The organism is Colwellia sp. MB3u-4, assembly GCF_014077065.1.
In the GTDB taxonomy this organism is placed as follows: Bacteria; Pseudomonadota; Gammaproteobacteria; order Enterobacterales; family Alteromonadaceae; genus Cognaticolwellia.
Window position 1 is genome coordinate 1 of the sequence record NZ_JACGVE010000077.1, and the last position, 12900, is coordinate 12900.

Below are 12900 nucleotides of genomic sequence, written 5' to 3' on the forward strand. Positions count from 1 at the left end.
AAAATTAAAAATTAAAAATTAAAAATTAAAAATTAGAGAATTAAAGAAATGAAAATAATAATAATCTCAATCGTATGTGCTTTAACTATGATTAGTGGCTATGCCTCAATATTGAAAACTAACTTAAAACTAGATGATACATATTATGCCGATATTTGGTCTAATGAAGATGATGATTTCTGGTATGAGAACTATAATTATCAAAGAGTAATTAACTCAAACGAGAGATTATTTGTTAGAGCAAAAAAAGACCTTAATTTTTTTAATGAACTACCTGGTCAATCAAACTTTTCAGAAAACGTAATGTATGCAGTGACGACAACTTACGAACCGATAAATTATCAACAATCAAGCTCTCAATATAAAGTCACACGCGTTTTGACTAAAACGGATCTTGATGCTATTCAGTCAGCAATAGATCTTGATAAAGAACAAAAGAATCAGTTAGTGATGGAATTGCAGAGGCAAGCAGAAAGACAGAAGCGGAAGGAACAAGAAGCTGAAGAAATAGCAGAAAAACAGAAGCGGAAGGAAAAAGAAGCTGCAGAAATCGCAAAAATAGCAGAAGAAAAGGCTAAAAATGCTGAAAAAGAAAAGGCGCTAGTAGAGGTCAAGAGTTGGCGGAAAAACAACTTAGCCAACGCTAATTTTATCAATGCGGTATGGTTTTTAAAATACCCTAAAAACACCAATTACGTAACTGACAAAAGCGATTGGACTAAAGCTAAATACAGCACAGACGACTGTGTTTACGCCGACTGGTTTGGCTCAAGCCTTCGCGAAATTGATTTCAATCGAGTGAACTGGAAATCTCAAAAGGTAGATGGGAATGCTTGGAGCGCAGGGGACTATGCGGGCTACAACACATACATCACAGTCGAATGTGTTGGCAAATGTGATAATGGCAGCAACAAGATGCAATTCAATACCGAAGACATATCCCGAACACAGCGCGCATTAAGAGACATCAAAGAAATGTGTCCAGGTGTTGATCTGCCTTATTGAGTGGAAGAATATTGCTATATTCTGGTCACGTCTTCCACGTAAAGCGACATTACTTCTATACTAAAGCATTTTATGGAGTGGCGCTTTAGTAACCCAAGGGTGAACAATGTGATTCATTATCTACTGAGTTGATGCTATTTTTAGCTTGCAGATAGTTAGGTAACATATAACTATCTGTACCTAAACGTGTTGCATAAAAAAACAGCAGCTAAGGTTGTGGTATTTTTCAATTTTTCCATGCTGAATCTGTACTTTTATTAAGAGATGGATGTTTTTTGTGAGTTGGCAGGCAGTAAAAAAGGTAACCTAAGTTACCTTTTTTACTGAAGACAAAAATATTAAAGAAAAAATTTAAGCGGTGCTATTTAATAAATAATATTAACGTTATTCGAGACAGTCTTGGCATTATCAATGGCTTCTTCAACTGTTTCACCACGTGCAATTGCGACACCTAAACGCCGATGACCATTAATATCCGGTTTGGCAAATAATCGAATTTGCGCACCGGCAACGCTGCCGAGTGCTTTACCCAGGTTGGCAAACTTAATATCATCAGATACGCCATTACCTAAAATAACACTCGATGCGCTTGGTCCATATTGAATAATACGACCAATAGGAAAACCTAAAATGGCGCGAACATGCAAGGCAAATTCTGAAGCATCCTGTGACACCAAGGTCACTAATCCGGTATCATGCGGGCGAGGGGATACTTCGCTAAAATAAACCTGATCGCCTTTGACAAAAAACTCCATGCCGAATAAACCATATCCGCCCAGTTCAGTGACAACTTTTTTGGCGATATCTTGTGCTTGCTGAAGTGCTAGCGCTGACATTGCTTGTGGTTGCCAAGATTCACGGTAATCGCCGTCTTCCTGACGGTGACCAATAGGGGCGCAGTAATGAATACCGTCAACGGCACTCACTGTTAATAGCGTTATTTCATAATCAAAGGGCACAAAACCCTCAATAATAATACGACCTTCACCGCTACGACCGCCAACTTGAGAATAGGTCCATGCGTTGTCTACATCAGCATCGCTTTTTACAACACTTTGGCCTTTACCAGAGCTACTCATGACAGGTTTTATCACACAAGGTTTACCTATTTTATCAACCGCAGATAAATATTCTTCTTTGCTGTCTGCGAATATATAGGGTGACGTTTTTATACCTAATGTTTCAGCTGCGAGGCGGCGAATACCTTCTCTGTCCATGGTGAGTTTTGCCGCACGGGCTGTGGGTACCACATTAAAACCTTCTGCTTCTAAGGCAAGTAAGGTATCCGTGGCGATTGCTTCTACTTCTGGGATAATAAAATCAGGCTTTTCGGCGCGAATAATTTCTGCTAATTTTTCACCATCGAGCATACTGACCACATGGGACGAATGCGCGACTTGCATTGCCGGTGCATTTTTATAACTATCTGCCGCAATCACTTCAATACCGAAGCGTTGCAATTCAATCGCAACTTCTTTACCCAGCTCTCCAGATCCTAAAAGAAGGGCTTTTGTCGCACTATTCGCTTTTGCACTGCCAAAAATTGAAACACTCATATTATTCGACTCACTGAAAATTTGAAGGGATGATATGGCCAAAGATATTAACAGAATTTTTTATGTTTTGAGGATATCGGATAAAAAAACCTCTGATATTTGTAAGAAAAATATTAAAGGTATTTAATTTCCAGGTAAGGCAGAGGGGGGGGGAGATTTATCTGCCACCACATGCCCAGTTGTGACTATTTTTTTTATTAAAGACTTTGTTCGCCATCAAAAGCCTCAAGCACCGCATCATCATAAGTAATATTTAGAGTTTTTTTTAACAACAGCAGAAAACGATTGTTTTGAATTCTGAATTATGTGAAAACCCTTGAGTAATAGACTAGAAATCGCCGGCTATTGGCCTTGCTATTACTTTACACATACCTAAATGAATCTAATCCACTTGCGTCAATATCTGGCTCATTGCCCGAGACTATATCGGCTAATAGTTTTGCCGAGCCACAAGCCATAGTCCAACCCAAAGTACCGTGCCCCGTATTGGTATATAAATTAGCTAGCTTAGTTTTACCAATAATAGGCGTGCCATCCGGCGTCATAGGACGTAACCCCGTCCAAAACTCTGCCTCGGCTAAGTTACCTGCTTTAGGAAATAAGTCCTGAACCACCATAGCGATAGTGGCTTTTCTTTTTTCAGGTAGATCTAAATTAAAGCCGTTTAATTCTGCCGTACCTGCCACCCGAATTCGATTATCAAAACGTGTTATAGCAACCTTGTAAGTTTCATCCATCACAGTTGAAACAGGTGAGAATTGTTCATCGGTCATTGGAATAGTGAGTGAGTAGCCCTTGACAGGGTAAACAGGTAAATTAATACCTACTGGCTTCAATAAGTTCACAGAATAACAACCCAGCGCGACCACATAAGCATCAGCTTTAAGCTCACCAATAGAGGTATCTACCCCAGTAATATTAGTATTATCAAGGTGTAATTTATTTACCTGAACATTGAGTTTAAACTCAACACCCGCCATTTTAGCCATGTCAGTAAGCTGCTGACAAAATTGGTAACAATCGCCCGTTTCATCATCGGGTAAATGCAGCCCAGCAACAAGCTTGTCTTTAACCAAAGCAAGGCTTGGTTCAGCTTTAACACACTCATCAACATTTAATAGATTAAATCGTACATCACTCTCTGCTAATAACTTCATATCTTTTTGCACCGCCTCAACCTGTGCATGGTGACGAAAAACTTGTAGCGTTCCTCGCTGACGACCTTGATATTTTATGGCATGATTTTTAGCTAAATCTGACAAGCATTCTCGACTGTAATTCGCCACGCGCAACATACGGTTTTTATTAATCTGGTAGTGACTCTCATTACAATTTTTTAGCATATTCATCATCCAAAGATAAAACATCGGTGAAGCACTTGGCTTTACAATAAGTGGCGAATGTTTTTGGGTTAACCATTTCAACGCTTTTAGCGGAATACCAGGGGCAGCCCAAGGAGATGAATAACCATAAGATAACTGGCCTGCATTAGCGAAACTGGTTTCTTCAGCACTTAGGCTCTGGCGATCAACAACCGTTACCTGATGCCCTGCTTGAGCCAAATACCATGCGGAGGTTAGCCCGACTACGCCAGCGCCTAAAACGATAACTTTCATACTCATCACTTAAATATTGTTAAATCATAAAATAGTTAACTACTATGTGAAAAATACCTATCTTCTACAATCGATATTAATTAACATCTGTGTTTAGTAATTCTAAAGGCTATGAGTATTGATGAAATTAAAAGGTAACATAGCATCGGGTTTAGTGACCTTTGAGGTAGCGGCCGAATTAGGCAGTTTTACTCAGGCTGCCATTTATTTAAATATTACAACAGGTGCGATAAGTCAGCAGATAAACTTGCTAGAAGAACAACTTTCAATAATCCTGTTTGAAAGGCACTCGCGAGGCGTTCGATTAACTCAAGCAGGCCAACAATTATATAAAGTAGTAAAAAGCAGTCTTGAAGATATAAGCGAGGTAATTGCAGCGTTACATCAAGAAGAAAATTTCGATGGCGAGGTAAGATTAAAATTAACGCCTTCTTTTGCATACAAATGGTTAGTGCCTCGTCTTGAGAAATTCTACAATCGTTATCCGAATATTAGCATTCAAACATTTGCTGAAGGTGCGCTAGTTGACCATCAAAGCAATAACTTTGACTTAGCCATCGATTACAGCCAATCTGCTAATTTTCAGCAAAAAAGTGACTTGTTTTTATCTGAACAATTGCTTCCTGTGATGAGTCCTGAATATTTTAAAGCCTTTAAATGGCAAGATACCTCTGTAGAAAACCAACAAACTATTTGGCAGTCGGTCACCCTATTACATGATGCTCAGCCATGGCATGGCGCAACCAAAAATACCGAATGGCAATATTGGTTCAATCACATGGGCATTACAGCAGACAGTCTTCAGGGGCATTATTTTAATCGAACTGATATGGCTATGGCTGCAGCCGAAGCAGGATTAGGGATAGCTATGGCTCGATATGCCTTAGTTGAAGAAGATTTTAAACAAGGAAAACTGGTTTCGCCATTTAATCCCATAGAAGCAAATGCGGGTTATTACCTGATCCAACACCATTCTTCTTCAGCCATTAACTGCTTTAAGCAATGGTTATTAGATGAAAAACAAAATTTTATTAACTAACCAAAGTTCAGGTTAACTAAAACGGTAGCCAAAAATAATAGCTCTTCCATTGCTCAACTAGGTCATACGGTGTTAAGACAAAGAGCGGTTTAGCTTGATAATATACTGGCCGATGAATGCCAGCAATGAATCAATCAAATGATGTTAGCGGTGTCCGAAGCGGGTGGTGTAAGTATTGCCGCACCACAGAGACTGATGCTGACCCGAGAAGTGAATGCGCGGAAGTTTTATACGACCACGCGGATATATTTTTACTTTTCATAGTAATACATGCCCATCGTAGGTAAATTTACGGTCATATTAGATGACGTTAAAACTACTATTGTATGTGTGTTCTGGCTAGAAGATAGTGCGATAAGTGTAAGGCTATTTTTAAAAAAATATAATTATAACATTAGTTTAGAGTGAGCCTGGGTTGGATGAAGTCAATGAAAGCCGAGATTCGTCTAGCAACCGAAGAAGACTTATAAAAAACGGCATTGATCTGCTCGCGATCCGTATTGGTGAGTTTTCCTTGCTCTAAAACAGCAATAAGTCTACCTGCTGCAATATCTTCATTGATCATAAAGCCGGATAAGCAGGCAACGCCATTTCCAGCAAGTGTTAGTTGACGCACGGTTTCACCGCTGCTGGCGGTCAAATTCGGTTCAATATAGTCAATCCCGGCTAATGGCCAGCGGTTTAATACTTTTGAACCCGTAAAACCAATCAGGTCATGGCAAGATAAGTCGCTGACTTTTTTTGGCACACCTCTTTTAGCGAGATACTCAGGGGAAGCCACCATATACAGCAGACTTTTTCCTAACGGGCGGGCGTGTAAAGTGGAATCGTTTAATTTACCGATGCGAATCGCTAGATCGGTTCTTTTCTCCAATAAATCCACAAAACCTTCATTAGAGGTGAGCTCGAGTTGAATGTCAGGGAACGCTTTTTTAAACGATTGGATAAGTGGAACAAGTTGATGAAATACAAAAGGGCTTGCCGCATCAATGCGCAACCTGCCTGCAGGTAATTCTCCACGAGAAATAAGCTGCTCTTCGGCCTGACGAATATGTAACAGTCCCACACGGACAGACTCAACAAACTGCCGCCCTTCATCAGTCAGCTCGATCCGCCTTGTAGTGCGGTTTAAAATGGTGACACCTAGCTGTTTTTCAACTTTGCTCACCGCGCGGGACACTCTAGCGACCTGAATATCTAAGCTATCAGCTGCAGAAGAAAAGCCGCCACTGTCGATTACCGTAAGTAGGATTTCTAAATCATCGGAACGAGTCAGCACGTTTTTTCTCTTCAATCTCAAAGTTTATTTTTGCAATATTAACAAAAGTAATTTGTTAATAACACGGTTTTTCACGACTTAAAAATCAACAATAATGCGCACATCAAACGAAAACACATATTGTGTTCCAATATTAAAGCAGAAAAAGAGAGAAAAATAATGCCGTTAGCATTACTCGCATTGGCGCTCAGCGCCTTTGCCATCGGAACGACCGAATTTGTCATTGTAGGGTTAATCCCCACCATGGCACAGGATTTAAGTGTATCACTGCCTTCCGCGGGGCTGTTGGTTAGCCTGTACGCAGTGGGTGTTGCCATTGGTGCACCTGTTTTAACCGCGCTGACAGGGAACTGGAACCGCAAGCATGTATTGCTTTGTGTAATGGCGCTTTTTGTCGCGGGTAACTTACTGGCGTGGCAAGCTCCCGGATATGAAACACTGATTGCCGCTCGTATATTAACGGGTTTGGCGCATGGTGTGTTCTTTTCAATAGGCACGACTATTGCGACAGGTTTAGTCTCAAAAGACAAGGCGGCGAGTGCGATTGCCATCATGTTTACGGGCTTAACCGTCGCACTGGTGACGGGCGTTCCGCTGGGGACCTATATTGGCCAAACGTTCGGCTGGCAGGCAACCTTTTTAGCGGTGGCACTACTCGGTTTAATTGCACTTATCGGCAGCGCGCTGTTAGTGCCAAATAACTTAAAGCAGGCAGCAGCGACTAAAATTTCCGCGCAATTGAAAGTACTATCGGAGCCTCGTTTACTCTTGGTATACGCAATCACAGCGATTGGTTACGGCGGATCCTTCATTGCCTTTACCTACTTAGCACCTATTCTGGAACAGATTTCTGGTTTTGATTCAAGCGCTATCGGTCTGATTATGTTGGTCTATGGAGTATCGGTTGCTGTAGGTAATATCTGGGGCGGAAAAATGGCGGATAAAATGGGGCCAATTAAAGCGCTAAGCATTATTTTTACAGGCCTTGCTACTGTGCTACTGGTGTTCAACTTCACTGCGGTGAATCCTATTGCAGCGGTAGCCACTATTTTAGTTTGGGGCGCATTTGCCTTCGGTAATGTCCCTGGCCTGCAAGTTTACGTCGTAAAACTGGCTGAAAAACATACACCTGATGCAGTTGATGTTGCATCTGGCCTTAACATTGCCGCATTTAACGTGGGTATTGCACTGGGTGCTTGGGGAGGCGGTTTAATCGTCGAACAAGCAGGACTAATGAACACACCTTGGATTGGCGCGATTGTGGTGTTATTTGCGCTAGTGTTAACACGCTTTAGCGGCGCATTAGACAAGAAAGCGCAGAAGAAGGCATTGATGACGCGAACCGCTTAATTCTTAATAGAGTCTAACCACATCATCATTAGAAGCGATATTTATAAAAATACCGCTTCTTTTTTTTCGCATTTTTTATACTTTAATGGATAGATAGATAGTAATGGCAACTGTTTTTATTACCGGTGCAAACCGTGGATTAAGTCTTGAATTCGTAAAGCAATATGCATAGCGAGTGCCACCCTAAGGGGTAGACACAGAGATGTGTCTAATGAACATCCATTGGTGATCCAAAAGATACTCAGTCACCTGAAGGCAAAAAATGTCGAAGTCGTTGAATTATTAGCCTTGAATTATTGGCCTCATATAGCCCCCACAAAGTAGATCGCCTCCTCAGATAAGTCTGTTTGAATAAAAGCCGTTCATCATCATAAACAATATTCAGCGCTGGTTTTAACAACAGCAGAAAGTGCTTTTTTTGAATTATTAATTACGTGAGGGCGGTTAAATAACAGACGAAAAAAGCCAGGTTTCACTCCCTTAAAAACATAAAATAGATGTCAAGATGGAAAATATGAGGCATGATGTTATTTGATTTTATGAAAAATAATGTTTTATTTTATCTATACAAAATCCTGCCCACGCCCACCAAAAGCACTATTTACATTGGACTTGATTCGGGTGTTTTTTCTTCACCTATCAACACGATGAAAAATGTGGAGTTTACTAAATGTCTGATATGCGTACCTGTGAACGTTGTTCTGATTCATATTTTTATAATTATTATAGCGACAACTCTGGCATGCTTTGGAAGTACTGCCATAGTTGTCGCCGCAGCCTTTTGGATCAGGAAGACCGACAAAATCAATCTAGGTTGAATGCGCAATTCAGGTACGCATATGGCTGGGGCTACAATATAGATTTTGAGGTCGCTACATACCGCTATGTCCTGAATGAAGATGGTAGCCTGACATATAGCTGCAAGCCAGATTATGGCTATGATTCTCGAATACGCGACCTTATCATTCAAGGCTTTTTAGCTAGGTTGAAAGACGTAGGGATTATCGGCGCAACAAGCCAATATATGCTTGATATGGCCTATAATGCCGGTGCGGATGGGAACTGTCATGATAGTTTCAGTATCCGACATGAAAGCAAAGAATTTGTTTTCTTCTTTACCGCCTACCCAAAAGTACACTTTGTCTTTAACGATGCTGGAGACGTTATTTCTATGATTTATCCGCCATTTCAAGATGCAGATATGAAAGCAGCATATGGCAGAGGATGCGCGGACTATATCAAATTAAATGCAGAAGCATGTCATGCACTTGCTGAGCAGCATCAAAAAGAGGCTCTTTTAGCTAAGACGGCTGAAAAAATACGTGAGCAATATTGGGTTCATGAAGATGCTATAAAGTATTTCACTCGATTAAAATATGTCATTTACGTACCTTGGACCGCCATTTACTTCATGGCGTTAGCAGGGGTGGTATCCACCTTATCATATGACGTTTCACAGGGCTGGTGGCCTGAAGCATGGCGAGCAATTCAAAAGATATTTTTCTTCATCATTACTTATTTCGCAATGACTATGCCTTCAAATATCATTAACAGCTGGATTAAAGACGCAAACAATGACCTGACCTTAAAAAAACAAGAAGCGCTACTGGCTATTAATGCGGAAGGTAAATATGTGGATTTTGATCATCTTGACGAACTATTTCCAATGCCATTGGACGAAGAGATTAATGCAAAAAAAGAAAATAAAACACTCGTTTTGGTACGTGATATCGCTATCATATTTGGCGGACTAGAAATTGCAGTTTATATTTACGATGAGTATGTTTCTCCGTTTGTTTTTTAGTCGCTGCTTAAATAATATTTATAAAAATGGCAATTCAACCACTATTAATGGCTAAGTGTTAAAGGTGAGGTTAAGCGCATGATGGATAATTCGTTTTATTTACGCTGATAAAATAACTAAGAATAATCAACAGTCGATTTTTATCTACTTTTAGCACATGGTGGATTTAAAAGTAATGAGCGGTAAATTTACCGGCCATTACGTTAACATAAGGTGAATTATTCTTGTCCGGTATACCAATACTTAACAATATCCTCTGCCGGTTTACCGCGGATAGATTGAGAGGTGTTAGGGAAACCTTCAAAATTGGGAGTTAACGTGGGTGAAAGCCAATAGCCGGTATGAATATCGACGCTGTTAATCATAAAGGTATCTTGCTCTTCAATCGCTTGCATAATGCCTTCTATACCCACTGATTGCACAGAAAAGTCAGTGACAAAACTTTTTTGAATACAACTGACTTCAGTCCCGTCTTCTAAACTTCCTGGGGTACAGAAACCATCTTCTTTCCAGCCATTGAGAAAAAAGTCTTCACGACTTTGTACTTGAATAATAAGTGTTACTGGTAATTCTATATTTGACGTACCGTGCCAGCATGGTTGGTTAATATCACCACAATATATTTGCATATGCTGATTGGTCAGTGACTCAAAGGTTTTCTGCTTAATCAGTTCCGTTGTTAGCTTAGCATCTTCTTCGGCGTTAAATTGATTTCCGCAGCACTGTAACGCATTGATTAAAATACTATCTACTCTGGAAAATATTCGTTGATCATTAATTACAGTCCCTATTTGCCCCCAAGTAATATCGCCGTCAAAATTGGCTCTGATATCATCGATAATTTCGGCAAATCGCTCAATATAATATTCTTTTAATTCGTCGGTATGCAAGGTGAGCCACATCGCGTTCCAGTCAGCAGAAATACCTTTTATAGCTATTTTTTGGGCATGTTTTGCCTGAATAATCATATTGTTTTGATGGGCATCTAATATGATTTTAAGCTTGTCCAACGTGAGTTTCTCACCTTGCTCAACAATAATATCGCCATCGACATTGTTTTGAGTAAACTGCCAAGAAAAATAAATATCGATGTTGAGCAAACGTGCTTGCTCGACAATATATTCTATATATTTTTTAGGCGTATGATAATTAGCTTCGGCGACTACCCATGGTTCTTGGCTATCGTTCCACTGACCATAATTGTAAACCCAAACCCTTTGTGCACCAGAAGCATTCATTGCTTGTAATGCTTCAAGATACATTAATTTTACATATTCATCTCTGGAACAATTATCCCGTTGAGACTGGGATAGGCCATCATAAATCCAACTAGGGGAGTAGTCTTTAAAACTAATACCTCTGACTATATGGCTAGAAAGTTTACCTCTGGGGGAGAGGGTTTCAAATTTACCCTTATATGATTCAGGGTAGTCAGCAGAATGAGGATTGACGCATGAAGCCGTTACAGGTGACGTGGCTACAGGAGGCGTTGTTACTGGTGGTGGATTTGAGACGGTATCGCTACTATCACCTCCGCCACAGGCACTTAGGAGAAAAATAACAACGAATTGAATAAAATACTTGTTTGAGAAAAACATCCACAACCTCTAATAAATGATGTAATTAATAAATCACAGTAAAGGTTGTAAAAATATCCATATAAATTGCAACCCCACGACCCTATGCAATGCACTTAGGCTGGTAGCTTTGCGTCTATTAATTTTCATTAATAGTTGCCAGTTATTTCACGAGTCTACTGTAAGGTAAGATAAAATCAAGGTAATTTATACTCGTCATTAAAAGTAGTAGCTCTAGCGATTATAGAAATAAAAATTATGAAATAGATTATTATTTCTGGTTCAACTTCACAAACGAGGTTGAGCGGATGATTGATCATGTTGATATGTTAGTAGCCAGTAAAATGACAACGAAGCAATAAATGCCGTCAAAATAAACCATAGATAGGCATTCCGTATAGCTTTACCTGAGTTAAACGTATAAGTCTGTCAATATTTAGGAAACTTGTTACAATGCTATTTTTGATTTTAGGTGGTCTATGAATAACAGTAATGAGCCTCTACACGGCGTTAAACTCGAACAGATTCTAACCGAGTTGGAGAAGGAAGTTGGTTGGGATAAGATGGGGGAATTACTCAATATTCGTTGTTTCACTAATAAACCACGTCTTAAATCAAGTTTAAAATTTCTTCGTACAACCCCTTGGGCACGTAGTAGAGTTGAAATTTTATACCTAAAAACATTTTGTAGTAAGCATAAAGCAACGGGGAAAGTAATCAGGGGGATACTCTCTCAGAAAACAGCCGTATCAGAAACGACTTCCACCAAGCCCGCTCCCTTTGTTTGGCCAACATAGGACAATTAATAGACGTGATTTAAAGGATTCGACTATCACTGTTTACAGCGCTAATAAGCAAAGCAGTAACGAGATAATCTACCTTTATTTTGTCAGCGCGACTAAAGAGGTCCTATTCAGTATGTTGTTTTTGCGACAGTCCCGAAATATCAGGGATTGTCTGCCATCGCCAATAAGCCTGCGAGGTTAGGTCTTTGATTTATGACCATCGATATTTCCCTTAGCGTTTATGACTGACAAATTATCAGATTAGGATAAAAGTATATATCCTAATCTCGCATAAAAAACAAAGCATTAGAAAATTTATCGCTACGTTATCCCTACATTATAGCTGCTACCTTCCGCTTAACGCCCTGAGATCTTTAAAAAGCAATGCGCCACCATAAACCAAATAAACTCACATAACCTGTTGTGAAGTGAACGAGTTCACCTTGGTCAATCACCATTACTAATGGCGTAACTTGCACACCTAACGAGTTAGCTATGCGATTATTATCGTCGTTAATGACATTAAATTGATAACTTTCTATTTCCATATGTTTTTGTAGTGTCTTATTATCACCAGATTGCATGGCAATACTGTAAACAGGGTAATGCTGTGAAATAGTATCTATAGAAGGGCTAACAAAGGAACAAACTGGACACCAAGTCCCCCAAAAGTACACTAAGATGGGTTGTTCAAAACTTAGCTCCTTTAAATTAATGGTTTTATTATAGATTGTCTTTCCTTGTAGATCGGGCAGTGATTGTCGATCAATCCCCCAAGTTCGCCACGTATCTACAGCAAAACTCGTGATGAGAAAAACGATGACAATAAAAGAGATTTGTTTTAACCACGACTTCATTTATTGCCTCTCCTACAAGACTATTTTTTTAA

At 39.7% G+C, this 12900-nt stretch carries 10 protein-coding genes and 1 riboswitch; of the genes, 5 read left to right on the forward strand and 5 right to left on the reverse strand.

Features of this window, described 5'->3' with window-relative positions; translation table 11 throughout:
• Positions 1 to 48 precede the first annotated feature (48 nt).
• Entirely contained in the window at positions 49 to 1005 is a 957-nt protein-coding gene (locus H4J61_RS08345) for a hypothetical protein (protein ID WP_182184700.1), read from the forward strand.
• Positions 1006 to 1370: 365 nt separating this feature from the next.
• On the opposite strand, the gene purT is transcribed toward H4J61_RS08345, so the two are convergent.
• Positions 1371 to 2561 (reverse strand): formate-dependent phosphoribosylglycinamide formyltransferase, encoded by a 1191-nt coding sequence (gene purT / locus H4J61_RS08350; RefSeq protein ID WP_220461227.1) that lies wholly within the window; start codon positions 2559 to 2561, stop codon positions 1371 to 1373.
• Positions 2562 to 2923: 362 nt separating this feature from the next.
• Entirely contained in the window at positions 2924 to 4177 is a 1254-nt protein-coding gene (locus H4J61_RS08355) for a D-amino acid dehydrogenase (RefSeq protein ID WP_182184701.1), read from the reverse strand.
• A 121-nt stretch (positions 4178 to 4298) separates the two neighbouring features.
• On the opposite strand from H4J61_RS08355, the gene H4J61_RS08360 reads away from it, so the two are divergent.
• Positions 4299 to 5216 (forward strand): LysR substrate-binding domain-containing protein, encoded by a 918-nt coding sequence (locus H4J61_RS08360; protein WP_259363224.1) that lies wholly within the window; start codon positions 4299 to 4301, stop codon positions 5214 to 5216.
• 394 nt (positions 5217 to 5610) lie between these two features.
• Here H4J61_RS08360 and H4J61_RS08365 read toward each other — a convergent pair whose 3' ends face one another.
• Positions 5611 to 6495, reverse strand: a complete 885-nt coding sequence (locus H4J61_RS08365; RefSeq protein ID WP_182135433.1) for a LysR family transcriptional regulator — start codon at positions 6493 to 6495, stop codon at positions 5611 to 5613.
• A 159-nt stretch (positions 6496 to 6654) separates the two neighbouring features.
• Here H4J61_RS08365 and H4J61_RS08370 point away from each other — a divergent pair, with 159 nt between their 5' ends.
• Both H4J61_RS08370 and H4J61_RS08375 read left to right on the forward strand, forming a co-directional pair.
• A complete protein-coding gene (locus tag H4J61_RS08370) occupies positions 6655 to 7845 on the forward strand; it encodes an MFS transporter (RefSeq protein WP_182135550.1) in 1191 nt (396 codons plus the stop codon).
• 670 nt (positions 7846 to 8515) lie between these two features.
• Positions 8516 to 9649, forward strand: a complete 1134-nt coding sequence (locus H4J61_RS08375) for a hypothetical protein (RefSeq protein WP_182135435.1) — start codon at positions 8516 to 8518, stop codon at positions 9647 to 9649.
• Positions 9650 to 9867: 218 nt separating this feature from the next.
• Here the strand turns inward: H4J61_RS08375 and H4J61_RS08380 are convergent, their stop codons facing one another.
• Positions 9868 to 11247, reverse strand: coding sequence for a hypothetical protein (locus H4J61_RS08380; protein WP_182184703.1), 1380 nt, complete (start codon positions 11245 to 11247; stop codon positions 9868 to 9870).
• Between the two features lie 64 nt (positions 11248 to 11311).
• Positions 11312 to 11397: riboswitch (cyclic di-GMP riboswitch) on the reverse strand.
• Between the two features lie 308 nt (positions 11398 to 11705).
• On the opposite strand from H4J61_RS08380, the gene H4J61_RS08385 reads away from it, so the two are divergent.
• A complete protein-coding gene (locus H4J61_RS08385; RefSeq protein WP_182184704.1) occupies positions 11706 to 12023 on the forward strand; it encodes a VF530 family DNA-binding protein in 318 nt (105 codons plus the stop codon).
• Positions 12024 to 12385: 362 nt separating this feature from the next.
• Here H4J61_RS08385 and H4J61_RS08390 read toward each other — a convergent pair whose 3' ends face one another.
• Positions 12386 to 12868, reverse strand: a complete 483-nt coding sequence (locus H4J61_RS08390; protein ID WP_182184705.1) for a protein disulfide oxidoreductase — start codon at positions 12866 to 12868, stop codon at positions 12386 to 12388.
• Positions 12869 to 12900: the final 32 nt, after the last annotated feature.